This is a genomic window from Fenollaria sporofastidiosus (genome assembly GCF_943169635.2).
GTDB lineage: Bacteria > Bacillota > Clostridia > Tissierellales > Peptoniphilaceae > Fenollaria > Fenollaria sporofastidiosus.
In genome coordinates, this window is sequence record NZ_OW968186.1 from 1,341,412 (window position 1) to 1,367,413 (window position 26,002).

The following is a 26,002-nucleotide window of genomic DNA, read 5'->3' on the forward strand; positions in this document are numbered from 1 at the left end:
CCTCCTAGTCTTCTACAACTGCAACAATGTCAGCAAATTTTAATACAGTATATTCTACTCCATCGATCTTTGCGTTAGTTCCTGCATATGTTGAGAATATAACTTTATCTCCAACTTTAATTTCTTTTGCTTTCTTTTCATCATTAGTGATATCAGCACCTATTGCTATAACTTCTGCCATAACAGGAGCTTCCTTTGAAGCACTTGGTAGTACAATGCCTGATTTAGTTTTTTCTTCTGCTTCTAATTTTTTAATAACTATCCTATCGGATAATGGTCTTAATTTCATAATCTATTCCTCCTTACAATTTTATATAAATTCGTTTGTTAGCACTCGTCACTATTGAGTGCTAACAATTATTATATTGTAGTCAATATATTAAATATACAAGATAACATAATTTGAATTAAATAGAAATATTGAATAATTTTATTTATTATCTGTTCTATTCTCTTCTTTTTCATCTTTTAAAATTTTCTCTCATATAATAGAATAGATATTGTTGTGCGTATCCTGAAAGCTCACCGAATCTTCTTTGTCCATCCTCTTGTATAAGCTTCTTATTTTTCACTTCTCCTCCGTAGTAAAGTTCCTCCATGACTCTCTTAACCCAAACGTCGACCGGAAACGAGTCAGTTCTGCCTAAGCCAAATAGTAATATGCATTGAAAGACTTTCTCGCCTATGCCTGGAACTTCTAGTAATGTTTTTCTAATATCATCTACACTCTTCTCTTTAAGTTCATCAAAGTTAATTAAGCCTTCCTGAACCATCCTTGATGCAATAACTATCCTTTCAGATCTAAACCCTGCTCTTGCATACTCTTTTATATCTTCTGCTTTTGCATTTGACAGAGCCGCTGGACTTGGAAAAGCATAATACTCCTCATCATCAAATGGATTATTAAGTCTTTCTCCATACATATGAGAAATTTTCTTTATAGTGTTCTTGATGTTCTTTATCTGATTGTTAGCACTTATAATAAATGATATGTATGTTTCAAACGGATCTTGCTTAAGTATCCTCATACCGCCACCAAAGCCAATAGCCTTGCTTATTACTTCGTCGTTAAGAGAAAGTTTTTCTTTTATCGCATCGTAATCAGTATTTAAGTCAAAATAGTTCAAAATTTCATTTTCATCTGAAAATCACCCACTATCTCTATAGCACCATCTATAGAGCGTGCTTCTAAAACCATATCTCTAAATATAAATCTATATGCTTCTTCGTCTAGCTTTTCCATCTGAATGCTTGACCGCACTCAAATATATGAGAAGGGACAAAGCTAGTCTGTCCCTTTAATATTATCTTATTCATTATTTTATTCTTCTTATCCTCTCTTAATACTTTAAACGCTTGCTTTAGTGTCATTCTGTTTCCGTATTGAAGTGTACCTAATCTGTATATGTCACAAGCTAATTTATAAATTAAATATGCTGATATTACAAGTATTGCAAATGATATAGCTACCTCAGCGATTGATATATTTAACATACCTGCCCTTATAAACATGACAAATGGAGATGTTAATGGGAAGTATGATAAGAATGTAACAAAACTAGATTCCCATCCAGTAGTTAATGCAAATATAGCTCCAAAATAAGCAAGTACTATCAAAATAGTTGCTGACGATATTGACTGACTTACTTCTTCTATCTTGTTTACTAAAGCTCCAAGTGTAGCAAATATAAATAAATATAAGAAGAAACCCGCTATCATAAACAATATAAATATAACTAAAATTTGTATTGGTGCGCTTGTCATGCTAAATAATCCTGACCAAAATTCTTTATTGAATATATATCCTACTCCAAAACCTATAAATATGGCAGAAACTTGTAGAACCGCACTAAATACTGTTGCTAATACTTTGCTTAATATCAAGTACTTTGGTTTAGTTGATGTGATTAAAAGCTCCATAGTTCTGTCGTTCTTTTCTTTAGCAACAGATGTTGCAGTTATTTGACCATATGTTAGTATAATCATATATAACAAGAATAACAAGATATAGATGATAAAATAGTTTTGCTTTGAGTCTTTTCCTAAGATGACTTCATTTATTTGATATTGATTTGCTTCTAAGGATTTTATTTTAGAATAGTCAATACCTTCTGCTTCAATAAGCTTTTTGTATCTGTATTCATTTAAGACTCTGTCTAAGCTATCGCCCATATCAGTAAGTTTAGAGTTTAATACAAATTTTTGAATTGAGTCAGCATCGATAATTGCACCTCTATCAAGTTCTTTACTTAGTACATCATCTTTAAGCTTTTCTTCGTCAGTATATATATGAACTTCATAATTGCTTAAAAATGATTTTAATTCACTTTCGTCGACGCTCTCATCATTTATAATTATTCCTAGCTTTTGTGTCTTACTCATTTCATTTGTGATTGATTTAAATAAATTGCCTTGAATAAGTCTTGGTGCAAAGGCTGCAAGCAAGGCTAAAACAAAGAATATCGCAGTAGTTATCTTATACGATTTATTTTTTATTAGCTGCTTGAACTCAAATGAAGTAATTAATTTTATCTTATTTAGCATCGTTATCACCTACCGCTTCTATAAATATCTCTTCAAGACTTGGCTCATACTTGGCTATAGCTCTAAAATTATCTTTACTTATAGCATAATTAGCTAGTTCACTAGCTTTATCAGATGTTCTTACAATTATCTCATTGTCACTAATCTTAACATTATCTTGTCCGACCATATCAAAATATCTTGTAAATAATTTACAGCATCATTGTAAAACTTAGTCTTAATCTTCCCTCGCCCATATTTTTCTTAATTTCTTTAAGATCTCCAGTCAAAACATTGCTGCCATCTTTAATAAGAGCGATATTGTCGCAGAAGTTTTCAACATGGCTCATTTGATGTGATGAGAATATTAATAAAGTACCACTAGCAACAGCTTCTTTGATTAAATCAATAAGTATTTGTGAGTTAACTGGGTCAAGACCAGAGAATGGCTCATCAAGGATGATGATATCTGGCTTATTTATAAAGGTTTGTATGATTTGTATCTTTTGTTGATTACCCTTTGATAAAGTATCAAGATTTTTTGATTTGTATTCACTTAGCTTAACTTTTTCAAGCAGCTCAAGTGCATTATCATGACTTTCTTTTTTAGAAAGTCCTTTTATTCTTCCAAAGTAAATAAGCTGATCAAGTATGGCAGTTTTTGCGTACATACCCCTCTCTTCAGGTAAATATCCAAGTTTTATCTCTTTTCTATCAATTGGTGCACCGTCAATCAGTATCTCTCCGCTATCAGCTTTAAAAACGTCCATAAGTATCCTTATGGTAGTCGTCTTACCAGCACCGTTCCTTCCTAAAAAAGCAGTTGAACTACCGGAGCTTGTCTCTAAGTTAATTCCGTGTAAAACTTCTTTTCCAGCGAAGGATTTTTTAATGTCAATTAATTCTAGTTTCATTAATTACTCTCCTTTCTAGGTCTGCCCCTCTTCTTTGACTCTCTATATAGTCCTAATTTTTTATCATATACAATATCTTTTGCTCTATTAACATAGTCATCACTTGTGAAAGTGCCATCGTTTTTGCATTTAAGTAAATAGTTTAGTGTGAATAAGCTCTCCGATAATGGCACATTCTCAACTATGATGTCCTTATCTAAATCAAGTACAGTCGGAGCAAAGTTCCAAATCGCCTTTATACCAATTTTTTCATAAGTCCTAGCAACATCTCTCGCACTATTACTAGTAACAGCTATGACACCTATATCAATAATATTATTCTTAGCAAAATTCTCAAGTTCAGATATGTTTCTTACCTTGATGCCGTTAAAGCTAAGACCTATCATATTTGGATTGCTATCAAATAGACCAATGAATTTAAAGCCACTACTTTCAAACTCACGCGACTGTATTATTGCTTGGCCAATATTGCCAACACCAGTCAAGATTAAATTCTTTTTATAATCAAGACCAAGAACACCTTTTAAGTCCATGTATATGGTCTCAACGTGATAACCATAACCTTGTCTGCCCTCAGCACCAAAAGTGTTTAAGTCAGCTCTGATTTGAGATGCGGTAAACTTAGTGTACGCTGATAGCTCACTCGAAGAGACCCTATGTACGCCCCTTGCGTATAGGTCTTCAAAAATCACATAGTATATTGGTAATCTTTTTATTGCGTTTATTGTAATATCACGAGCCATATGTCCACACCTTTCATTATTAGAACAAATATAGTATAACATATAGAGTTTTTCTTAGCAATATTTTTTTCTTTTATGTTATAATAGAACCGAGGTGTTTTTATGACTGTACTGGCATGTAATAATATAAAAAAAGTTTTTATTGACAAGTTAATTTTTGAAAACGTTTCTATTAATATAAATGAAGGCGAAAAGGTTGCCATAGTTGGTATGAATGGTACTGGTAAGTCAACTCTACTTAACATACTATCTGGCATGCTTAATTATGATGAAGGTAATATATTTATTTCTAAGGACACTAAGATTGCCTACCTTGAACAAAACACAACTATAAGAAGCAATTTAAGTGTTTATGATGAGATGAAAAAGTCGATGAAGCACCTAATTGACCTTGAAGATGAACTAAGAAATTTTGAAGATATCATAGCTAAAGATCCAAGCGAGGAGAATATGGATAGATACTCTTTTCTTCTTGAAGATTTTGAAAAGAAAGGCGGATATACATATGACGCTGAGATAAAAAAGGTTTTAACTGGTCTTGGCTTTTCTGAAGAACAGTTTGATCAAGCATTTAACTCTCTAAGCGGCGGACAAAAATCTAAACTAATGCTTGCGAAGGCTCTTATACAAGAGTCTGACATACTTTTCTTAGACGAGCCAACTAACCATCTTGATATCGACTCTATGGAGTTCCTTCAAGACTACATCAACTCATTTACAAGGACAGTAGTTATGGTTAGCCACGATAGATATTTTCTAAATGCGACTTGTAATAAGGTTATACTTATAAAGGATCACACTACTCATGAGTACAATATGGGCTATGAAGAATATATCAAGCAAAGAAAGATAAATGAAGCAATTCAAGAGAAAGCTTATATTAATCAGCAAAAAGAAATTGAAAGACAAAAAGAGATTATCAGAAGGTATAGGTCCTACGCTACTGAAAAAAGCATTATAAAAGCAAAGTCTCGTGAGAAGATGCTTGCTAAGATTGAGCTATTAAGCGACGTTAATGATGATAGTGAGATTAATTTCAAGTTTAGGATGAAGGTAGAGTCTGGTAATGATGTCTTAGCTGTTGAACATATCAATAAAAGTTTTGGCGATTTTAAGCTTTTAAACGATATAAACTTTAATATATAAGCGTGAACATGTTGGTATCATCGGTGCTAATGGCATTGGTAAGTCTACTTTATTTAAAATTATCCTTGGCGAAGAAAGTCATGACTCTGGTGAAATACGCTTTGGAACTAACGTTAATGTTGGCTACTTTGATCAAGAGTTAGAAAAGCTGGACGTAAACAAATCTATTGCCGAAGAAATATGGGACAGCTTCCCTCGCCTTACTTACTTTGAACTGAGAAAAGCGCTTGCGAAGTTTTTGTTTATTGACGATGATATTTACAAGATGATTGATGAACTATCAGGCGGCGAAAAGCAAGAGTCTCTTTGCAAAATAATGCTTTCTGATGTAAACTTCCTCGTACTTGATGAGCCTACAAACCACTTAGATATTGAATCAAAAGAAGTTTTGGAAGAAGCTCTTAATTCTTACGAAGGCACTTTACTTGTAATTAGCCACGATAGATATTTTCTAAATAAAGTAGTAAATAAAATACTTGAGCTTAAAGCTGATGGTATACACGAATACTTAGGTGATTACGAATACTATATTGAGAAGAAAAAGCGTATGCGTGAAGAAAAAGCCTTTTTAGAAGAGCCTGAAGAGATAACTAAGACTCAAGCCAAGCTTAATAAAAAGCGTGAGAGAGAAGAAAAAGAGAGATTAAAGAAAGAAAAACAAGCGAAAGATGCACTTGAAAAGAGATTTCTGAACTTGAAAAGCACACAAACGATATTCATAATGAGCTTGCTAATCCAGATATATGATGATATAGATAGAGTTAACGATTTAAACTTTAAACTTAACGAGATAGAAGAGAAACTTAATGAATTATATGAAGAACTTATCTATATGGAGGAATAAAATGTTTGAATTAATAGGCATAAAATTTAAAGATATATTAAACATAGACCACTTACTTATTGATGATAGTGGTCTTACTATGATTATAGGACCTAGTGGAAGCGGTAAGTCTACACTCATCAAAATGCTTGACAATATTATCAGTCCAGACAGTGGCGAAATCTTATATAAATCAGATGACATAAATACTTATAAGCCACATGAACTAAGAAGAAAAGTTATTATGCAGTCACAATTCCCTGCTATATTTGAAGGTAATGTAAGAGATAATTTAAATGTAGCAAGAAAATTCAGTAAATTAGCTGATCTTGATGACGAAAAACTTCATGAACTTCTTGGTATTGTCTTGTTAGATAAAAACTTGACGATAATCCAAAAGAATTCTCTGGCGGCGAAAAAACAAGGCTTTCTATAGCTAGAGTCTTAGCAATGGATTCTGAAGTTTATCTTTTGATGAACCTACATCATCGCTTGATGATGATACTGAATGCAATCTTATTGAGAATGTAATTAAGTATCTTAAAGAGAAAATAAGAAGATAATCATGGTGTCGCACTCAGAAAAATTATTCTCCCTTGCTAATCAAATTATTAAAGTTGAGAATAAAACAGCGCGTATTAAGGAGGCCTAGTATGTTAACAGAAATATCAACATTACAGTTACTTCTATCCTTCGCCTTTATATTAGTACTTCTACTAAATATCCAAGATAAAAGGACTGTCAAATCAAATTTTAATCATAGTAGCTTCGCTAAGAATGACAATTCAGCTAATCATAACTGGCTACTTACTTAAGTACATACTAAAGAGCGATAGCCCATGGATAACTCTTTTGATACTTCTTATTATGCAAGCCTTTGCAATATTTAATGTATATAAGAGAAGCAAAGTCAAGTCCGCTAAACTAAAACAGATTATAGCCCTATGTTTTATCGGCTCCACTTTAGTATCAATTTTCTATTATATAATTGTTGTTGTGGGAGTTAGACCTTGGTATGATCCAAGATATTTCATAACAATATGCGGTATGCTTATAGGTAACACCATGACTGGCATGAGTCTTGCAATAAATTCGTATAAGAATTCATTTAAAGACCAAAGAGATACTATAGAGGCTGCTCTTATGCTAGGAGCTAAGCCAAAGGATGCAGTAACAAAAATATCGAGTGAAGCATTTAACTCTTCAATCTTGCCTACTCTTAACTCAATGCTCGGTATGGGTATAGTACTCTTGCCTGGTATGATGACAGGTCAGATACTATCTGGAACTGATCCAATGTCTGCAATACTCTATCAAGTAACGATAATGATAGCTATAGTAGGAACTGTTGGTATAACAACAAGTATATTCACTTCACTTGCATACAAAGCCTTCTTTAATAAAAGAGAGCAAATATTATTCTAAGTTAATAAGCAAAATAAACTCTACTAAAATCTAGTAGAGTTTATTTATATACGAATCTATTACCGACTCTTTCTTCTTTTCACTAAAAACGTTCTTCTCTTTCAATATATCCATAAGCCACAAAGCTTTTGAATGGAAGATGGCTTCCTTATAGTCACTTAGGACTATCTCATAAAGCTTTCCATTTAAGAACTTTGAATTTGTTTTAACGTAGTACGCATCAACATTCTCAAAGTCAACAAGCCTTAGTATGCTTATAGTTGTTAAATCTTTTTGATGATACAAGCTAAGTCCAGTGTTCTTGTACTCAACAAAGTACTTTCTGTGCTTGTTTGTATTCTTAATTTCATTTGCAAGCATCAGATAATACTTCGCAAGTGAGTTGTAATACTGATAGTTAAACATGCCCTTTTCAAATGAATCTATCTTGATAAAAGGCTTGATGTTTAGGCTAGTAATGAAATTAAAATTCTCTTTAAGAAATTCCTTCTTAGTCAAGTCGCCATTGTTGAACTGTATGATCAAAGAATGCCTCTTCTCAAAAAACACCTCAAAAAGATTCTTCCTCTTTACATAAAGCATTAAATACCACTTTCTAATTATTTAACTTCTTCTATATAGCTCCTTAAGTCACTATCTACTTCGTCAGCTAAGTAGTTAACATTTATAAGTATGTCTACATCGTGCTTTTCAGAAATTTCTTCCAAATTCTTAACTAAGCATTTTAAATCATCTTTCTTAATATCGATTATCTTATAAACACTGTCTATATAGATTTTCTAAGTCAAAGTCCATTGATAACATACCAAGCAAGAAGCCGTAGAATTTTCAATAGTATTTATACTAAAGTCACTTAAGTTAATAAGTCTAACATTAGTATCTAAAGAAAATATGTGCTCGTCCTCAACATCTAAGAACGTAATGTTGCCGTTACCTGACTTAATGTCATCGTTAGCACCATTGATTAACCACTTAGTCTTTCCTGCGCCCTTTGCTCCTAAGATTAATTTAACCATAAAATCATCCTCCTTATAATATTTACCTTGGTAATTTGATTTTCTCTTCATCTGTTCCAATATGGAATCTTTTATTCTCCACCAAGACTCGCCCCAGTTACAATGAATAGTACCCTCTTCATCTGACCTGCCGACCAATCTTTGTATTATAATATCATCTTTTATATGAGTCAAGAATATCTCTACTCTGTCTACATAATCTCTCTGTTAAGAAGTTTAAACTCATGAGCTTTATACATCTTGGCAATCTTAGTGTGCTCCATGATATAGACTGTGCAGTTTAACCTCATCTGTATCTGTCATGTTAATAAGGCGCGCATCATTGTAGATGTCGTCTATACTGTCCCATGGCAAATCAAGTATCAAGTGAGCAGCCTTTCTGATGCCATACTTAGATAATGTTTCGCATGCATCTATATAGTCCTTTGTGTTATGACACCTATTTAGAACTTTAAGGGTTTCATCGTTTGAGCTCTGAAGCCCTAGTTCAACAGTTATCTCAAGATTGTACTTATCCTTAATATCACTTAAAAACTTCATATAATCATCAAAAATAAGGTCTGGTCTTGTAGATATATTGATGCCAACAACATCTTCTGCGATGGCGTTCATTATATTTTCTTTAAACTTGTCTAACGGCATATATGTATTAGAAAAGTTTTGAAAGTAGGCTATAAACTTACTTGCTTTGTGGTTCTTAGTAATGTTTATCTTATTTTGCTCTATCTGGTCTTTAACAGATAACTTATTAGATAAATTCTCAAAGCTACCACCTTGTGCAGTGCAGAATATACATCCGCCATAAGCCTTAGATCCGTCTCTATTAGGACATGTTATGTTCAGGCTTATAGGTAGTTTATAAACCTTTGTATGAAACTTGTTCCTTAGATACTCTGAGTAGACTCTGTAGAGTTTTTTCTCATCCTCAAAGCTTATAATATTACTCATCTACCTCATTTTTCTTGTAGAATTCCTCCATAAGTTCGTCAACAATTGCATCGTCAACAACTTCAAGTTCTACATCTACACCGTTTTCATTTTCGATGTATTTATAAGGATAAACATACTCTTCTTCCTCTTCTACATCAAGTGGGAATAAGAATATATAGTCGTCTCCCTTAAAGTTAAATAGATCAAGTACAGCACATTCTAGCTCTGTTCCGTCATCTAGTGTTATGATCATTGTATCTTCGCAGTCACAATCATCATGTTCGTGATTATGTCCACAGCCGCATCCTTCATCGTGGCAGCAGCAGTCATGTTCTTCATTAATAAGATCTTTATCTTTACTCATCTTTATCTCCTCTTTCTAAAATTTGTTCGGAAAAGTCCTCAAAATTAGATATATTAACTAATTCAAGGCTTATATTTTTATTAATTTCGTTTATGTTTTCATCAGTAATAAAAGAAAGTTCAGGCTTTTTCTTAAAGTCATAACTAATTTGATCAAGGTAGTAGTTGATTAAAAAGTCCTTTTCTTCCTTTGACATATCTTTATTTCTAACACTTAAGGCAACTGATTCATAGAACTTGTACCTCAAGAATATTATAAAGCCCTCAAAGTCTTCAACATTTGTTCCTTTCTCAATCAAGAAGATAATCTTGAAGAATAGGTTCCATTTGAAGTCTGTATTTATTAGTGATAATATTTCATCGCCTAGGCTTTGTGTGAATGTGTCATTAAACAGTGGCTTTCTCTCAAACTCTATATAATTAGTGATAGATCCAAGATTTTCCTGTATCTCTGATAATCTGCCAATTAAATCGACAAACTCTTGTGAGATATCCTTTGCAGACTTCCTTCTTGCCTTCATGAATAAGTACTCACTAATCATATCGCAAGAGTCTTTGTAGTCAATGATGTAGCCGAGTTCACTCTTAACCTTTGACTTGAATATATCATGTATCGTCTTAGATACTAATTTGATAAGCTGTTTCTTCTTGTTAACTTGCACCGATGAATCTGACCTGTTAAGGTGATTATATACACTCATTAGCTGCCTATCAACCATAGTCAAGTTATCTTTAATAGTTGCCATGATGTCTATAAAGAAGTCTTCTGTAAGTACATAGTTGTAGTTCTTATATAAGACTTTGTGGTCTATATCTCCCCAGAATACATTAACAAGTGATTTAATTTGAAGCTCAAAGTGTATCTTCTTGCCATCATCATCAACATATTTACCGTCTATCTTATAAATTTCGAAACCGTTCTTTTGAATTTGTGGCTGCTCTTCAGATAGCTTTAAATATATCTTTTTATTGATATGACTTGAATAATAACCTCTGTCCTCTTTATAATTGAATAAATTTAGTAAATCTCTGTATATCTTCTTTTCATCATCTATGAACCTACACTCAATCCTAACGCCAATGATGTCTGAGATGTTTTCCATAAGGTTCTCGGGTGTCTTGTAGGCAATGTATAGGTTGTTTCTAAGTATCTTCTCTCTAAGAGACATCGCTTCCTTTACCCTGCCTCTTGCAGCTAAAAAATGATCTTTAGCACAGAAAGTGTTAGTGAAGAAATTCTCTAATATCTCTAAAATTTCCTCTAATTTATCGTTATTCTGTTCTAGTAAATCTATAGTGTCATCTATAAAATCAAATAATTCAAGCCTCATCAGCTCTCATATCCTTTCATTAAACCAAAATTTCTGGTTTGTATTTATCTTTTAAGCCGTCAATTACCTTCTTGAATGCGTTCATTTGCTTAATTTGCATAACATGAGCGCGTACTTCATCCTTAACTTCTTCAAATGGTCTAATTTTTGCTTCATTAATCTTGTTTAACTTAATTATATGATAGCCAAATTGAGTTTTTACTGGTTCAGATACTTCACCAAGACACATTGAGAATACTTTGTCATCGAATTCTTTTACCATCTGTCCTCTTTGGAAGGTACCTAAGTCTCCACCATTAGCCTTTGATGGACAGGATGAATGATCTTTAGCAAGGCTTGCAAAGTCTTCTCCAGCATCAATCTTAGCTTTAAGTTCCTTCGCCTTAGCTTCATCTTTAACTAAGATGTGGCTAGCTGATCTTGATTCTGCTTCCGAGAATTCGTCTTTAAACTCTTCATAATAGTTTTAAGCTCTTCGTCAGTAGGCTCGTCACATTTAAGAGCGTTCTTAAATGCCATGTTAGTTAGGATGTTTTCCTTTGCTTTAGCCATCTCTAGTTTGTACTCGTCACTCTCATCAAGCTTTTCATCAAGAGCTTGATTATATAACATAGCTTGATTAACCATCTCTTCAACAAGTTTCTTTACCCCGTCTTTAGATTGAAATTGCATTGTTAATTGTGGTCCAAGCATATTTGCAAAATTAACTACATCTTCTTTTTAATTTCTTTGCCGCAAACTTTTGCGACTATTTCTTTATTAATTTCCAAAATATCCTCCTCAAAATATAATCGTCTACATCATTATATTACCATATATACTTATTTTGCAAGACTATTTTATTCTTGAAAATGTGCTATAATAATTGTAAGAGGTGATTTTATGAAATATTTTTAGGTGGAGAAAATGAAAAGTTTACCTATACTCTAAGATGTTAAATAGACACGGAATTATTGCTGGAGCAACTGGTACAGGTAAGACTGTTACACTAAAAGTAATTAGTGAGATGCTTAATAATGACGGCATCAATACCTTCATTACTGATGTTAAGGGTGACATTATGAGTCTTGCTGAGAATGGCGAGAGAAACGATAAGATAGACGAAAGAATTGAAAAGCTTGGCATTGATGACTACCAAGTTGACAGCTTCCCTGTTGAAATTTTCGATATATATAAAAAAGGTGTTCCATTAAGAGCCTCTGTTACTGATGTAGGCCCCGTACTTCTTTCAAAGATGCTTGGTCTTAACGAAGTACAAAGCGGCGTCATTGATGTTATGTATAAAATCGCCGATGAGAATGGACTTAAGCTTATTGATTTTAAAGATTTGAAGATTATGCTTAAGTATATGGCAGACTTCTCAAGTGATATTTCAAATAAATATGGAAACGTTGCTAAGCAAAGTATAAACGCTATACAAAGAACTCTTATAAGATTCGAAAATGAAGGTGCTATAGACTTCTTTGGTGAACCTTCTTTTGATGTTGATGATCTTTTATTAAACAGTGGTGAAAAAGGAACAGCAAACATACTTAACTGTACTGAGCTTTATTTAAACTCAAAGATGTATCAATCTGTTGTCATATATCTACTTAGTCAAATATTTATTAGCCTTGAAGAAGTCGGTGATTTGGATAAACCAAAACTTGTTTTGTTCCTAGATGAAGCTCACCTAATTTTTAAGGACTTAAATAAAAAGATGCTTGAAAATATCGTAACTATCATAAAACTTATCAGGTCTAAGGGCGTTGGTATATTCTTCGTTACTCAAAATCCTAAAGATATACCTGAAGAAGTTCTTAGCCAATTGTCTAATAGAATTGAGCACGCACTAAGAGCTTACACTCCAAATGAGATTAAAAATGTAAAGTATGCTGCAGATAGCTTTAGAAAGAATCCTAACTTTGACAGCGAAAAAGCCATACTTAATCTTAAAACTGGTGAAGCCTTAGTCTCTACTCTTAATGAAGATGGAGAACCATCCATTGCAGAGATTACCCTTATAAGACCTCCTATGTCAAAGATTGGTATGATAGATGATGCTGTGTTTAATGACATTGTAAATAATTCTGATTTTAATAAAAATATAAAGAACCGATAGACAGAGAGTCTGCATATGAGATACTTAGTGAAAGATATGTTAAAATCAATAAAGAGATGGAAGAAGAAAAGCCGAAAAGAAGCGCAAAAGAATACAGAACAAAACAAAATCAAAAGAAGAGAAATGAAGACATGGCTGATAAAGTCATAAAAGAGTTTTCAGCGCTTTTACTTATCAAATAGGTAAAACTGTTGCAAGAGACATAATGAATACATTTAAGAAAAATTCTAAATAAAATAAAGCTATAGCCAGAGCACAATGATATGTACCCTCCTTAGTAATTTGTCTAGTAAGGAGGGTACATATAAAACTAATTCGTTCTTTTATTTATCTATAGATAAGACTAATAACATTTTAAATCTTGTAATTGCAGTTACATTGTGGATTACATTTGCCGGAAATACTATTTGTTCTCCAGATTCAATCTCGATTTCTTTGTCTCCAACAAGAAGCTTTGCCTTGCCCTCAAGTGCCATGACAAGAGCATCTCCAGGAGCCTTATGAGGTTTTAGACCTTCTCCTGCATCAAAAGCCATTAAAATACCTTAAACTCGTCTTTAGATACAAGGTCAATATTTACGATTGCTCCATCTACATAATCTAAACAGTTAATTAATTTGATTTTCTTTCCTTTTCAATATTTTCATTTCATCCTCCTCTAAGTTAATTGCGATTTCTAAAATATACTTTTTATATGTCTCTATGTCAAAAGTTTGTTTTTCAAAAGTATTAATTCATTATTTATAAGTTTTCATTATTAAAGTTAATCTCGCCTTTTAAAACAAAATATATTCTTTCTTCAGCATAGAATTCAGGGAAATGTCCGTGTTTTGGTCAAGACCCATGAGTAAGATATGACGATCACATAAATCTAAGAGTTTCTTGCTTATAGTTTGATTTTCTTTTATGGGTATGACCTCTTCTGGTGTCAATATTTTCCCTTGATAATATTTTCATTTTAATCTCCTACAATTCTAATTGGTATTACAGCCTCATATTCTTTTCATGTTTTTATTTTTCGAGTATAACCTCTACCCCAAAGGCGTCTTTCATATTTTCCTTACAGATAATATCAGACGTTTTGCCTATTTTATGTCTAGCATTTTCCATTAACATCAAGCATTTATCCGCTATTTCAAGAGCATGTGCTGGGTAATGAGTATTTATAATAACACTGATATTGTCTATTTTGGATAGTTTTTTGATTAATGAAATTATTTTTAGCTGATTTTTAAAATCAAGGCCACTTTCTGGCTCATCTAATATGATTAAGCTTGGATCTGAAATTAAGGCTCTGGCTATGAGAACCATCTGAAGTTCTCCTCCACTCATCACTGAACATGACTTATCTTTAAGATTTTCTATAGCTAAGCTTTTCATAAGATTTTCTGCCTTTTCATATTCTCTTGCACCTGGTTTTGCAAATGGCCCAAGTTTACTAGAAAGCCCTAACACTACCATATCAATTCCAGAATATTCAAAAGAAAATGATCTTTTTTGAGGAACATATGATATCTTAGACCATAAATCTCTTCTATTAAAACTTGAAATATCTTTTCCATCCATAAAACTCTTTCCTAGTTTCCATTTTTCAAAATCACATATACATCTTATAAGGCTAGTCTTGCCAACTCCATTGGGTCCTAAAATAGATAAAACCTCACCTTGATTCAAACAAAAAGATAAATTCTTAAATAATACATTATTTTCATCATGATAAAATCCTGCATCTTTTATTTCTAATTTAATTGAAACCACCCCCGGTTTTTCTAATTAAACTTATAAAAATGGGAGCTCCAATTATTGCTGTAAGAACCGATATCGGCAACTCTATTACAGAAACCGTTCTTGATAAAGCTTCTATTAGTACCATAAGACTTGCTCCTAAGGATATACTAAAAGGTAGGGTGTGAGTGTTGTTGGCTCCTACCATCATCCTTGCCATGTGAGGAATTATCAAACCAATCCATCCGACCTGACCACACATTGATATAGATGAAGCTGTAATAAGTGTTGATGCAAATATAAAAATAAGCCTAGTTCTTTTTACATTAACTCCTAGACTTTTTGCTTCATCTTCTGATAGGCTCATGATATTTAGCCTAAATATCAATAGTCTTATTATGATGACTCCCAAAATTATTAGGGGCGCAGATAACATCAAATTTTTATAAGATGATCTTGCAAAAGAACCCATAAGCCAATAACTGATGGCTGGCAACTTATCTGTCGGGTCTGCTGTATATTTTAGAAGAGACGCTAGAGCATTTGATAATGATGAAACTACAAGACCTGCGAGTATAAGCATTATCGTTGATGACCTAGTTCTACTCTTGCCAATATAAAGGGTTAAAACCACTCCAATTAATCCAAAAGCTAAAGCAAAGACTTGAATAGATAAGGTTGAAAGCGATAAAAGTATACCAATTACAGCTCCAAGACTTGCAGCTGAACTTACGCCCAATATATCAGGAGTCGCCAAGGGGTTCGAAAAAACCCCTTGGAACGCAAGACCTGCTGTGGAAAGACCGGCTCCCACTATTAGACCAGTAATAATTCTTGGTAATCTCACATTTATTATTACTGATTCAAGCATAGGGTCATAATCCCTCCCGCTTAAATAAGCATTGAAAAAATCTACAATCTGTCTGATGCTTAGAGGCATTCTCCCAATAGCAAGTGCCAAAACGCAGATCAATATAGGTAGACTAATTAGTATCACATATGAGCTTGCTGTTATCTTTTATCTTTGATAAAGATTTCTTTAATCATATATCAAACATATCCTCAATTTGTTCATTTGTTAATTCATAATCATACCATGTTTTATAATAATCTTTAATCATTGCTTTTAGATCATAGTCTTTAAATTCTTCTGGGTAAGTTGATTTTGCAAGCCAAGCTAGTACAAGTGGTCCGTCTGGATTTGGTGTAAACCAATTCCACATACCAAGCTTAGTATTATATACTTTTTTATCCTTAACAGCTTTCATGTTTGAAAAATTGATACCTTCTACTGAATTTTCAAATACATCTTTTGTTGTAATATCAAGAAGACCAGGTCCATCAAGATAAAGTATATCTGGATTCCATTGATAAAATTGTTCAATAGAAACTTTGGCGAACCCTTTTGCTTCATTAGCTAAATTTTTAACACCAATTCTATTTAGCCAGAAATCCCCAAAAACACCTTTGCCAGCAACCATTGGTACACCTTGAACATACTTCCATAAAATCACACCAGTTGGTTTTTTACTATCATCTATTTTTGAAATTCTTTCTTCAACATCTTTTACAATATCTTGACCTGCTTTTATAAAATCATCTGTCTTTCCGTTTTCGCCAAATACATCTTCTAAAAGCTTTAACCATTGTGTGTACCTATCTATTGGGTCAGCTGGTCCATTTGTACCAACTGTAGCAAATCCTACACACGGAATCCCTGTCTTTTTAAGAGTTTCATAATGTTCTTTATTCGAAGCATTGTAAAAAATAACATCTGGTTTAAGCTTCATTATTTCTTCAATATTTATATCAGATTGACTTTGAACTGTATTTTGGCTATCAAGAAGCTCTGGAGCTATATCTTTTAAAACTGTATTTGAGATTACTTGCTTAAGAGAACCCGCATAACCAACAATATACGGAGCCTTTCCATGGTGATAAGCCATATAAGTAGATAAAATAGGAATCTGGTCTATTACTATTCTTTCAATTTTCTCAGGAACCTCTATCGTGTTACCTGCGTGGTCTGTGATTGTCCTGGTTTTTTTATTTTCATCATTAGTTTTTTCTGTCTTTTCTGTATTTTCTTCCTTTTTCTCAGTTTGAGCTACTTCCTTACTTTCTAAATTTTGTCCAGTTTTTTTATTGCCACAAGCAGTCATGCCTGTTAAGGCAAGCACTGTCAAGCATAAAATTAATGATATTTTTAATAGCTTTCATCTAATCCTCCTTTTTACTTGCTAAAACTATATAAGAATTTTTGTATTTTTAGAGTTCTCTAACATTTTACAAATCTTTCCCTATTTTCCTCTGCATAAGCTTTTTATAAAATTTGCAGCCCCTACTGGTCCCTCATCTTTTATGATTGTATCCCTATCTAAGAGAATCATCTTGCCAGTCCTTTGTGAAAAAGGTCTAAAAGAATTTTCTATAAACAGTTTGTTCCAATTTTCTACGGTTAGAGGATACACATTCATGTTTGTAAATCTTGAAAGTTGCCTTCTTATATCTTCACTTTCATTTTCCACTGCCACATCATGAGTTAATAAATAACCGCCTTTTTTTAAAGCTCTGTGATAATTTTTAAGAGCCTTTGCTTTTTCTTCATTTGGAAGCATGGTAAGCATTGCTTCATTAATAATTAAATCAAATGTTTCATCCTCGAAATCCAACTTTAAGGCATCCATATTCATAACTTCAATTTCTTTGTCTAGACCTAAAAGCTTTATATTCTCCAAAGCTTGATCTATGACAACTTGGTCATTGTCTATGCCTATTATTTTGCATTTATATTTAGTATAAACTCTTATTAGGTTATCTCCTCTATTGCAAGCAACTTCCAAAACTTGCATATCTTTATCAATCTGTACCTGATCAGTAGCCAATCGGTCATAAGACCGCCGCCTGGTCTGAGCCTTGTTCTTCCAAGCATTTTAAAAATCGTGTCCAAAATAATTTTACTTTTTCCATATTTTCTCCTTTCTTATAAAAATAATTATGCATGTATAATTATAATAAAATCTTTATTTTATTAATGAAGAATATCTATATAATTTTGTCAAAAATTTTAAGGGTAGAATTGTTTTAAGCAAAAGAATTTGTTTGTTAACAATAAACAATAAAAAGATTATAGATGGGATTTATGAGATTTCCGATTATTTTCTATAAATTCTTCTTGACAACTTTTGAAAATAGATATAGTTATCATATGCTAACTAATGTTATTATACAACTCGAGCTTTTAATTGTCAATAATTTTGCATAAATATTTGTTTTATTGAAAATTATTAAAATATCTTTATAATAATGCCCGCATATAAAATTGGCCAGAGCATAAGCCCTGGCTTTTACTTGCATAAAATAAGACTAGAGCATCTGCCCTAGTCTTAATATTTATATTTTTCAACAAATATCTTTATGCTCTTATCATTCAAATCAGTATCTTCTATATCAAGTTCTTTATACTCAATACTATCTGCTACAGTCTCTTTTAATATAAAGTCTTTAAACTTGTTGAAAATTTCTTTCAAGTCATCACTTGCTTCAACAGAGATTTTAATCTTGTCAAGAACGTCAAAGTCATTTTGCTTTCTTAGTTGTTGTACCTTTGAGATGAATTCTCTTAGGTAACCTTCATCTAGTAGATCCTTATTAAGCTTAGTATCAAGTATGATGAAGACACCATTTTCCATTTCAACATTAAAGCCTTCTTTAGACTCAATTCTTACATCTACATAATCTTTCTTAATCTCAGTTGCTTCACCATTAAGCTCAATATTTTGGTCAGCGTGATCAAGCTTATCTACAAAGTCTATGCTATTAACTTTTAATAAATACTTAGTGAAGTCCTTGATCTTTGATCCAAGTATAGAACCTGCAACCTTGAAGTTTGGTTTTAAGTTGAAGTTCATATACTTCTTTAAGTCGTCCTCGTAATAAACATGCTTAACGTTAAGCTCTTCCTTAATTAGGTCAGTTAAGTCCTTAAGGTCTTCCTTATACTTACCATCGATAACTATCTCATTAAGAGGTATTCTAACCTTGATCTTAGCATTCTCTCTTGATGATCTTCCAAGCTTAACAAGTGTACGAACAAGATCCATCTTGAAGATAAGCTTTTCATCAATTAAATCCTTGTTAGCCTTTGGATAGTAGTCTATGTGAACTGACTCTAAGTCACCTAGTCTTTGATATAGTTCCTCGGCTGTATATGGAGCAAATGGAGCTATAATCTTAGAAACGCCAAGAAGTATTTCATATGTTGTTTGTAAAACAGCCTTCTTGTCATCATCAAGTTCTGTAGCCCAAAATCTTCTTCTTGAACGTCTGATGTACCAGTTTGATATATCTTCAACAACAAAATCTTGTATCATTCTAACAACATTTGTTAATTCAAACTTATCCATCTCTTCTTGTATTCTTTCAAGAAGCTTGTTGTACTTTGCAAGTATCCACTTGTCTATATCACTTCTCTTTTCATATGGCACGTCTAATGACTTTGGATCTATGCCATCAGTTTGCAAATACATGTAGAAGAAGTTGTATACATTTCTAAGTGTGTTAAAGAACTTTGAACTTATATCCTTAATACCGTCAACGTCAACTTTCTTTGTAGTCCAAGCTGGTGATACATATAATAAGTACCATCTAACAGCATCCGCACCATATTCTTCGAATAGTTCAAACGGATCTATAGTATTGCCTCTACTCTTACTCATCTTCTTGCCATACTTATCAAGAACTAGGTTATTAACAAGAACGTTCTTATATGGAGACTTATTCATCATATATGTTGATATAGCAAGTAAGCTGTAGAACCAACCTCTAGTTTGGTCTATACCTTCGCAGATAAAATCTGCTGGGAACTTGTGATCAAAGTCTTCTGTGTGTTCAAATGGATAGTGCCATTGGCTAAATGGCATTGCGCCTGAGTCGAACCAAACGTCAATTACATCCTTTTCTCTTGTCATCTTGCCGTGGCAATGAGGACATTCTAGGTGAACATCATCAACAAATGGTCTGTGTAGTTCAATGTTTTCATCAATATTTTCAATAGCCTTTTCCTTTAGTTCTTTTCTAGAACCAATGCTCTCCATGTGACCGCACTCTTCGCATCTCCATATAGGAAGTGGTGTTCCCCAATATCTAGATCTTGATAGTGCCCAGTCTTTTAAATTGTCTAACCAGTTACCAAATCTCTTTTCACCAACATAGTCAGGGAACCAGTTAACAGTATTGTTATTAGCAACGATTTTATCCTTAAACTTAGTAACTTCTATATACCAAGATGGCTTTGCATAATAAAGAAGTGGTGTATGACACCTCCAGCAATGTGGATAGTTGTGTTCTATCTTTTGTTTTCTATATAACTTGTGTTCCTTCTTAAGTTCTTCTATGATTAATGGGTCAGCATCCATTACCCACATGCCCTTCCATGGTGTATCTGTGTACTTACCTTCTTCATCAACTGGATTAAGAACAGGTAAATCATATCTTCTTGATGTATTATAGTCATCTTCACCGAAGGCAGGTGCTGTGTGTACAATACCAGTACCATCTTCCATAGTAACATAGTCAGCTTCTGTTATGAAGAAAGCTTTTTTGTCGCAATGTAGATATGGAAGTAGTTGTTCATACTCCTCACCAACTAGGTCTGAACCCTTCATCTCAGCGATGATCTCATAATTTTCAGCATCTTTTTCAAGAGCTTTTTTGAATAGAGCCTTTGCTAAATATAAAATTTCTCCAGTCGCTTTGTGTTTTATCTTAATATAATCAGCATCTTTATTAACTGTTAAGCTTACGTTTGAAGGAAGTGTCCATGGTGTAGTTGTCCAAGCAAGGTAGTATTCATTGTCTGTGCCTTTTTTCTTGAATTTTGCATAAACTGATTCTGTTTTAATCATTTCATAACCTTGAGCAACTTCATGAGATGCAAGACCAGTACCACATCTTGGGCAGTAAGGCATAATCTTGTGACCTTCGTATATTAGTCCATCCTTAAACATCTTGTCTAATATATGCCATACTGATTCAATGTAGTCATTGTCAAGAGTTATGTATGGATGATCAAGATCGATTAGATAAGCCATCTTTTCAGTCATCTTTCTCCAAAGTGATTCATACTTAAATACTGACTCTTTACATTTTTCGTTAAACTCTTTAACGCCATACTTTTCAATGTCTTGTTTATTATGAAGGCCTAATTGTTTTTCAGCTTCTATCTCAACAGGAAGTCCATGAGTATCCCAACCAGCTTTTCTGTTTACATAGTAACCTTGCATAACCTTATATCTGCAGACAGAGTCCTTTAAAGTTCTACCACTAACATGGTGAATACCAGGTTTACCGTTAGCAGTTGGTGGTCCTTCAAAGAACACATATCTATTGTCCTTATCTCTTTTATCATTTGTTAACTTTAATAAATCGATGCTGTTCCAATATTCTGATATTGCGTGTTCTCTATCAGCAACTCGATCATTTGATAAAGCTTTTAAGTCCATAATTACCTCCTTGAAGCATCGTATTTCGCTTCTATTTCTTTTCTAAGTTTATATACAAGCGTCTCGCTATCCAGTTCAACGCTATTATAATCAATACATTCGCCTTTTTTAATATCTCTACTAAGAGTAGCACCTTCATTGATAATTGAAATAGGTACCAGGTTCTTATCTCTAGATTTTTCAAAGTCTATGCACTTACCGTAGAAAGTATATCCTCCTATATAATCTAGTTTATCGCCCTTCTTCATATCCTTCTTAGCTACCACTACAACATCTGAGTAAGGTAATTCAGATATTGGTTTAATAGCTTCAAGCTTATCAAAGTGTGCTTTTAATACTGTGTTTATAGTTTCTATACTAGTTAGATGATATGGCCTATATAATACATAGTTTGGTCCATCACCCATCTTTAAGAAGCGCATCAAGTGATCAATCTTTTTTAAATCACTTTTCACTATAACAAAAACGCCGGGTGCTATACCGTTAACATAGTCAACTATACCGTATGAATTAAGTATACCGCCTTCTGACTTAAGGCAAAGTTTCTTATCAAGCGACTTAATGTCTGACTTAACACCGTGCCCTCCGTCAATATCTACTCTAAAGCCAGTAGCATTGCTCATAGTCGCCATCTCAACCATAGTCTTAGTGCCGTCAACAAAGCTTGCAAGCATCTCTTTCTTTATGCCTTTCTCTTTTGCGGATTCGCTAACAGTATCTGGATTGGCCTCTAAGTCTACTTCATTGTTCTTTCCCTTGCCTATAGCAAGTACATCAAAGCCCATAATCTTTGCTTCATTGTAAAGCTCAAGAACTGTTCCTGGCTCGTCGCCGTCTATGCCTGTATATATAAGTCCTTTTTCTTTAGCAATCTTTGATAGTATAGTGCCTACACAGACATCGCTCTCTAGGTTAAATGTAATTACGTTTTTACCATTCATTAGTGCGTTATAGCTAATCTCAGTGCCTACTATAGGCTCGCCTGTTGCATCTATCACATAATCAATGTGCTCAGATTTATATAAGAGCTCCTTGTCTTCGCATATATAATACTTATTTAAATCTTTTATTTCATCAGCACTTGTAATTTTAACAATCTTTTCTTTATCAATACCTGCTGCTAAATAAGCCTCAATTGCATCTTCAATGTGTCTTGAAGATATTAGCAAGGGATTTAAAACCTCGCTTTGTATATATTGACTAACTAGTGCCTTGCCCATAAAGCCTGCTCCTAGCAATGAAATATTTATCTTTTTACCTTGTTCTTTATATTCATAAAATTTCTTTTGATAATTTATCAAGCTTTCCACCTCAAAACTATATCATCATACGCAGCCATAGCTGACATCCATGCAAAGCTTAGATTGTAGCCTCCACACGGGCCGTCTATGTCAATGACTTCCCCGATGAAGTATAAACCTTTAAGTTTCTTTGACTCCATAGTCTTAGTATTTATCTCTTTGGTATTTACTCCACCAAGGCTTATCTGACCAATGCCATAGCCTTTATTCTTTATAATTTTTAGCTCAAATTCTTTTAGTATCTTTACTAATGTATGTAATTGTGCATCGCTTAGGTCTCTAGCTAGAATGTCTTTACTTATATTTAGCTTGTCAATAATAGGTACTATAAGTCTTTTGTGTAAAAATCCTATAAAGAAATCATCAAGTTTTTTATATCCGATTTCTCTTCTTCTATCACTTAGTAATGTATATAGTTCAGATTCACTTAAAGTATAAAAAATATCTATGCTGAACTTATAATCACTTTCCTTACCCTTTATATATCTTGACAATTGAAATACTGTTGGCCCTGATAGACCGTAGCTTGTGAATAAAACATCATCAATATTATAAGTAATTATTTTGTTATCTTTTATTAAACTTAATTTAGCTTTTAATCTAAGTCCATCAAGATGTTTTAGATACTTGTAATCGCACTCATATGGAACTAAGGCTGGCTTTGTTTCATTAATTTTCATACCAAGCTTTTTTATCTGATTAAAAAGATTTCCATCTGAGCCAAATTTAGGCATAGCAGAACCGCCACACGCCACAACTAAGCTCTTAGCCTTATAAATATTTGAGTTTTGATCTTTAAGTACAAATAAGTCCCCATCTTTATTAAAGCTTTTTACAAAGACATCTGTTTTTATAGTAACATTGTTTCTTTCGTTTTCATATCTAAGCACATCAAGCACGCTTGAGGCTTGTAATGACATTGGATATACTCTATCTTCTTCAATATATGGATATATGCCCATAGATTTGAACTTATACTCTATAGATTTATATCCATATTTATTTATTATATATGATGTAAAATCTGCATCATTATATGGGTTCTCATCAAGCTTAGTGTTAGTGTAATTGCATCTGCCATTGCCAGTTGTTAGAAGCTTTTTGCCAACTCTATCGTTTCTCTCGAGCATAAGTATATTTAATTTATCCTTATTAAGAGCTCCGAAAAATAGTGCTGCTGCACCTGCTCCTATAACTATAGCGTCATATGTCAATTCTATCCACCACTTCTTTTAATATCTTGCCAAAGCCATCATTAAAGACAAGCTTAGCATATCTATCATAAGATGTTTTATCTTTATTTATAATAATAAGATTTTCTGAGTTAAAGTATCTAATTAGTCCAGCTGCTGGATATACTTTTAAAGATGTTCCAGCAACTAGCAATAAATCTGCCTTCGACACTTCACTTATAGCATCAAGCATGACATCTTGGTCTAAGGCTTCGCCATATAATACAACATCTGGTTTAATTATTGCACCGCACTCATCACAAGTGCATGTGCCCTTAGAGTGCTTGATATACATTGCATCAAACTCTTTATGACACTTAGTGCAGTAGGATCTGTTGATATTACCATGTAGCTCTATAACTCTTTTGCTTCCTGCATCTTGATGCAAATTATCAATATTTTGAGTAATAACAGCCTTAAGTATACCCATTTCTTCTAGTCTTGCGAGTGCCTTGTGGCCTTCATTAGGTTTAACATTCTCATATATGACTTTATCTCTACAAAAGTCGAAGAATATGTCTGGATGAGCATGATAAAATTTATTACTCAAAACAACTTCTGGTTCGTATCCTTCATAAAGCCTGTCGGTATAAATGCCCCCTGCTCCTCTAAAGTCAGGTATACCGCTTTCAGTCGATACGCCTGCACCTCCGAAGAAAACCATATGCTTTGACTTTTTTACCTCTTCTACAAGAAGATCAATATCAAGCATCCCTCTTTACTCCATTTAGCATTGCGTTTAATAAAATACCAACGATAGCAGCTAAACTAAGACCGTTAAGGCTAATATTGGAAGTTATTGGAAGTTCTATAGAAAACCCAAATAGCTCTTTAAATAAACCGCCTGAGAAACCTATAAATAAAATTGATCCCATAACTATTATATTTTTAATATTAAATTTAACATGATTATCTCTAATATTTCTAATTCCGATAAAGCCTATCATTGAGAATAACATTATGGATATACCACCCATAACTGCTTGAGGTATAGTTCTTAAGAATCCGCCAAGCTTACCTACAAAGCCTAGGATAATTGCAAATACAGCTGCAAGTCTTAGTATTGATGGATCGTAATTCTTAGTAATTGCTAAAACGCCTGTGTTTTCGCCATAAGTTGTATTGGCAGGACCGCCTATTAGTGAAGCAAATACTGTAGCCAATCCGTCTCCTAATAATGTTCTATTTAGACCAGGATCTTCAATGAAGTTTTGACCAACTACTGCTCCGTTAGTAGTTATGTCTCCTAGGTGTTCCATAAATACTGCGAATATTATAGGAACTATAATTATTATCGCTTCAATGTCAAATAGCGGCAAAGTAAAGTTTGGCACTGCAAAATATTGAGCGTTATTTATCGCTGTGAAGTCAACTAGTTTAAAAGCAACTGATAGTACATAGCCAAATATAACTGCAACGAGTATTGATATTTGCTTTAAGAAACCTTTTACTAGAAATGGCCAAGCTACAGCAAGAGCTAGAGTAAGTCCAGCTACAATATATGATGTCTTTGCCATATTAAATGCTGTTGGCAATAGATTGAAGCCTATAACTATAATCATAGGACCAATTACTTGAGGTGGTAGTATCTTTTGTATTTTTTCTATACCTATGCCTCTGATGAAGAATGAAAATAATACATAGACTAAACCAGCAACCAACATACCTCCTTGAGCGTATCTTAGGTCGCCATACTTTGTTGCTACTTGCACTATAACTGGTATAAATGCAAAGGATGATCCTAAAAATACTGGCACTTTTTTCTTTGTGCAATAGTGAAATATAAGTGTACCGCAGCCTGCACTGAAAAGTGCTACTGATGGATCAAGTCCTGTAAGTATTGGAACTAAAACTGTGGCTCCAAACATAGCAATCAAGTGTTGTAAAGCTAAAATCGATTTCTTAATACTAAGAGATGCTTTCATC

29 protein-coding genes and 1 pseudogene are annotated in these 26,002 nt (G+C 33.2%); 7 read left to right on the forward strand and 23 right to left on the reverse strand.

From position 1 onward, the window contains the following. Nucleotides 1-4: 4 nt before the first annotated feature. The 6 genes from KO172_RS06570 to KO172_RS06595 all read right to left on the reverse strand — a co-directional run bounded on the left by KO172_RS06570 (nucleotide 5) and on the right by KO172_RS06595 (nucleotide 4,180). The gene (locus KO172_RS06570) at nucleotides 5-289 is read right to left on the reverse strand and encodes a co-chaperone GroES (RefSeq protein ID WP_019213512.1); all 285 of its coding nucleotides are present in this window, start codon (nucleotides 287-289) and stop codon (nucleotides 5-7) included. Between the two features lie 172 nt (nucleotides 290-461). Next, nucleotides 462-1,127: a DNA-3-methyladenine glycosylase family protein gene (locus tag KO172_RS06575; RefSeq protein ID WP_215492686.1), complete on the reverse strand. Its 666-nt coding sequence runs from the start codon at nucleotides 1,125-1,127 to the stop codon at nucleotides 462-464. 103 nt (nucleotides 1,128-1,230) lie between these two features. Continuing rightward, a complete protein-coding gene (locus KO172_RS06580) occupies nucleotides 1,231-2,544 on the reverse strand; it encodes an ABC transporter permease (protein ID WP_215492687.1) in 1,314 nt (437 codons plus the stop codon). Further along, nucleotides 2,534-2,713: a DUF4162 domain-containing protein gene (locus KO172_RS06585; protein ID WP_215492688.1), complete on the reverse strand. Its 180-nt coding sequence runs from the start codon at nucleotides 2,711-2,713 to the stop codon at nucleotides 2,534-2,536. Before KO172_RS06585 ends, KO172_RS06580 begins: the two co-directional genes overlap by 11 nt. A gap of 22 nt (nucleotides 2,714-2,735) precedes the next feature. Continuing rightward, on the reverse strand, nucleotides 2,736-3,437 hold the full coding sequence (locus tag KO172_RS06590) for an ABC transporter ATP-binding protein (protein WP_215492689.1): 702 nt from the start codon (nucleotides 3,435-3,437) through the stop codon (nucleotides 2,736-2,738). After that, complete coding sequence (locus KO172_RS06595; RefSeq protein ID WP_215492690.1) at nucleotides 3,437-4,180, reverse strand: redox-sensing transcriptional repressor Rex; 744 nt, start codon at nucleotides 4,178-4,180, stop codon at nucleotides 3,437-3,439. The genes KO172_RS06590 and KO172_RS06595 overlap by 1 nt, the downstream gene beginning before the upstream one ends. 102 nt (nucleotides 4,181-4,282) lie before the next feature. Here KO172_RS06595 and KO172_RS06600 point away from each other — a divergent pair, with 102 nt between their 5' ends. The 5 genes and pseudogenes from KO172_RS06600 to KO172_RS06615 all read left to right on the forward strand — a co-directional run bounded on the left by KO172_RS06600 (nucleotide 4,283) and on the right by KO172_RS06615 (nucleotide 7,574). Next, the gene (locus KO172_RS06600; RefSeq protein ID WP_215492691.1) at nucleotides 4,283-5,326 is read left to right on the forward strand and encodes an ABC-F family ATP-binding cassette domain-containing protein; all 1,044 of its coding nucleotides are present in this window, start codon (nucleotides 4,283-4,285) and stop codon (nucleotides 5,324-5,326) included. Between the two features lie 34 nt (nucleotides 5,327-5,360). Beyond that, nucleotides 5,361-6,170: an ATP-binding cassette domain-containing protein gene (locus KO172_RS06605; RefSeq protein WP_251320182.1), complete on the forward strand. Its 810-nt coding sequence runs from the start codon at nucleotides 5,361-5,363 to the stop codon at nucleotides 6,168-6,170. 1 nt (nucleotide 6,171) lies between these two features. Next, nucleotides 6,172-6,585 (forward strand): ATP-binding cassette domain-containing protein, encoded by a 414-nt coding sequence (locus KO172_RS06610; protein WP_215492692.1) that lies wholly within the window; start codon nucleotides 6,172-6,174, stop codon nucleotides 6,583-6,585. Then, nucleotides 6,573-6,680 (forward strand): annotated as a pseudogene (locus KO172_RS08250) (hypothetical protein); the annotation flags it as partial. The gene KO172_RS06610 and the pseudogene KO172_RS08250, both read left to right, overlap by 13 nt. Before the next feature lie 246 nt (nucleotides 6,681-6,926). Beyond that, a complete protein-coding gene (locus KO172_RS06615) occupies nucleotides 6,927-7,574 on the forward strand; it encodes an ABC transporter permease (RefSeq protein ID WP_251320140.1) in 648 nt (215 codons plus the stop codon). Between the two features lie 30 nt (nucleotides 7,575-7,604). On the opposite strand, the gene KO172_RS06620 is transcribed toward KO172_RS06615, so the two are convergent. The 7 genes from KO172_RS06620 to KO172_RS06650 form a co-directional block, all read right to left on the reverse strand. Continuing rightward, entirely contained in the window at nucleotides 7,605-8,099 is a 495-nt protein-coding gene (locus KO172_RS06620) for a DUF6648 family protein (RefSeq protein ID WP_251320141.1), read from the reverse strand. A 254-nt stretch (nucleotides 8,100-8,353) separates the two neighbouring features. Further along, complete coding sequence (locus tag KO172_RS06625; RefSeq protein WP_251320142.1) at nucleotides 8,354-8,764, reverse strand: hypothetical protein; 411 nt, start codon at nucleotides 8,762-8,764, stop codon at nucleotides 8,354-8,356. A 75-nt stretch (nucleotides 8,765-8,839) separates the two neighbouring features. After that, a complete protein-coding gene (mnmL, locus tag KO172_RS06630) occupies nucleotides 8,840-9,538 on the reverse strand; it encodes a tRNA modification radical SAM protein MnmL/YtqA (protein WP_251320143.1) in 699 nt (232 codons plus the stop codon). Further along, complete coding sequence (locus tag KO172_RS06635) at nucleotides 9,531-9,884, reverse strand: DUF1292 domain-containing protein (protein ID WP_215492694.1); 354 nt, start codon at nucleotides 9,882-9,884, stop codon at nucleotides 9,531-9,533. The genes mnmL and KO172_RS06635 overlap by 8 nt, the downstream gene beginning before the upstream one ends. Then, nucleotides 9,877-11,214 (reverse strand): GTP pyrophosphokinase, encoded by a 1,338-nt coding sequence (locus KO172_RS06640; protein ID WP_215492695.1) that lies wholly within the window; start codon nucleotides 11,212-11,214, stop codon nucleotides 9,877-9,879. The genes KO172_RS06635 and KO172_RS06640 overlap by 8 nt, the downstream gene beginning before the upstream one ends. A gap of 19 nt (nucleotides 11,215-11,233) precedes the next feature. After that, nucleotides 11,234-11,620: a peptidylprolyl isomerase gene (locus tag KO172_RS06645; RefSeq protein ID WP_251320183.1), complete on the reverse strand. Its 387-nt coding sequence runs from the start codon at nucleotides 11,618-11,620 to the stop codon at nucleotides 11,234-11,236. After that, nucleotides 11,614-11,886, reverse strand: a complete 273-nt coding sequence (locus KO172_RS06650; protein WP_215492696.1) for a hypothetical protein — start codon at nucleotides 11,884-11,886, stop codon at nucleotides 11,614-11,616. Before KO172_RS06650 ends, KO172_RS06645 begins: the two co-directional genes overlap by 7 nt. Before the next feature lie 259 nt (nucleotides 11,887-12,145). Between KO172_RS06650 and KO172_RS06655 the strand changes: the two genes are divergently transcribed. Further along, complete coding sequence (locus KO172_RS06655) at nucleotides 12,146-13,315, forward strand: helicase HerA-like domain-containing protein (RefSeq protein WP_215492697.1); 1,170 nt, start codon at nucleotides 12,146-12,148, stop codon at nucleotides 13,313-13,315. Between the two features lie 56 nt (nucleotides 13,316-13,371). Continuing rightward, on the forward strand, nucleotides 13,372-13,497 hold the full coding sequence (locus tag KO172_RS06660; RefSeq protein WP_309557681.1) for a hypothetical protein: 126 nt from the start codon (nucleotides 13,372-13,374) through the stop codon (nucleotides 13,495-13,497). Nucleotides 13,498-13,638: 141 nt separating this feature from the next. On the opposite strand, the gene KO172_RS06665 is transcribed toward KO172_RS06660, so the two are convergent. The 10 genes from KO172_RS06665 to KO172_RS06710 all read right to left on the reverse strand — a co-directional run bounded on the left by KO172_RS06665 (nucleotide 13,639) and on the right by KO172_RS06710 (nucleotide 26,001). Continuing rightward, nucleotides 13,639-13,851: a cupin domain-containing protein gene (locus tag KO172_RS06665; RefSeq protein ID WP_251320144.1), complete on the reverse strand. Its 213-nt coding sequence runs from the start codon at nucleotides 13,849-13,851 to the stop codon at nucleotides 13,639-13,641. Between the two features lie 475 nt (nucleotides 13,852-14,326). Next, nucleotides 14,327-15,073 carry an ABC transporter ATP-binding protein gene (locus KO172_RS06670; protein ID WP_251320145.1) on the reverse strand — a complete coding sequence of 249 codons (747 nt, stop codon included), beginning with the start codon at nucleotides 15,071-15,073 and terminating at the stop codon, nucleotides 14,327-14,329. Continuing rightward, nucleotides 15,060-16,037, reverse strand: coding sequence for a FecCD family ABC transporter permease (locus KO172_RS06675; protein WP_374047629.1), 978 nt, complete (start codon nucleotides 16,035-16,037; stop codon nucleotides 15,060-15,062). The genes KO172_RS06670 and KO172_RS06675 overlap by 14 nt, the downstream gene beginning before the upstream one ends. Before the next feature lie 46 nt (nucleotides 16,038-16,083). After that, the gene (locus tag KO172_RS06680) at nucleotides 16,084-17,202 is read right to left on the reverse strand and encodes an ABC transporter substrate-binding protein (RefSeq protein WP_215492698.1); all 1,119 of its coding nucleotides are present in this window, start codon (nucleotides 17,200-17,202) and stop codon (nucleotides 16,084-16,086) included. Nucleotides 17,203-17,340: 138 nt separating this feature from the next. Continuing rightward, nucleotides 17,341-17,925 carry a class I SAM-dependent methyltransferase gene (locus KO172_RS06685; RefSeq protein WP_309557682.1) on the reverse strand — a complete coding sequence of 195 codons (585 nt, stop codon included), beginning with the start codon at nucleotides 17,923-17,925 and terminating at the stop codon, nucleotides 17,341-17,343. Between the two features lie 501 nt (nucleotides 17,926-18,426). Then, nucleotides 18,427-21,543 carry an isoleucine--tRNA ligase gene (gene ileS / locus KO172_RS06690; RefSeq protein WP_215492699.1) on the reverse strand — a complete coding sequence of 1,039 codons (3,117 nt, stop codon included), beginning with the start codon at nucleotides 21,541-21,543 and terminating at the stop codon, nucleotides 18,427-18,429. 2 nt (nucleotides 21,544-21,545) lie between these two features. Further along, nucleotides 21,546-22,844 carry an NAD(P)H-dependent oxidoreductase gene (locus tag KO172_RS06695; RefSeq protein WP_215492700.1) on the reverse strand — a complete coding sequence of 433 codons (1,299 nt, stop codon included), beginning with the start codon at nucleotides 22,842-22,844 and terminating at the stop codon, nucleotides 21,546-21,548. Then, a complete protein-coding gene (locus KO172_RS06700) occupies nucleotides 22,841-24,058 on the reverse strand; it encodes a BaiN/RdsA family NAD(P)/FAD-dependent oxidoreductase (protein WP_215492701.1) in 1,218 nt (405 codons plus the stop codon). The genes KO172_RS06695 and KO172_RS06700 overlap by 4 nt, the downstream gene beginning before the upstream one ends. After that, a complete protein-coding gene (locus tag KO172_RS06705; RefSeq protein WP_215492702.1) occupies nucleotides 24,048-24,788 on the reverse strand; it encodes an NAD-dependent protein deacylase in 741 nt (246 codons plus the stop codon). Before KO172_RS06705 ends, KO172_RS06700 begins: the two co-directional genes overlap by 11 nt. After that, nucleotides 24,781-26,001 (reverse strand): uracil-xanthine permease family protein, encoded by a 1,221-nt coding sequence (locus KO172_RS06710; RefSeq protein ID WP_215492703.1) that lies wholly within the window; start codon nucleotides 25,999-26,001, stop codon nucleotides 24,781-24,783. Before KO172_RS06710 ends, KO172_RS06705 begins: the two co-directional genes overlap by 8 nt. Nucleotide 26,002 lies beyond the last annotated feature (1 nt).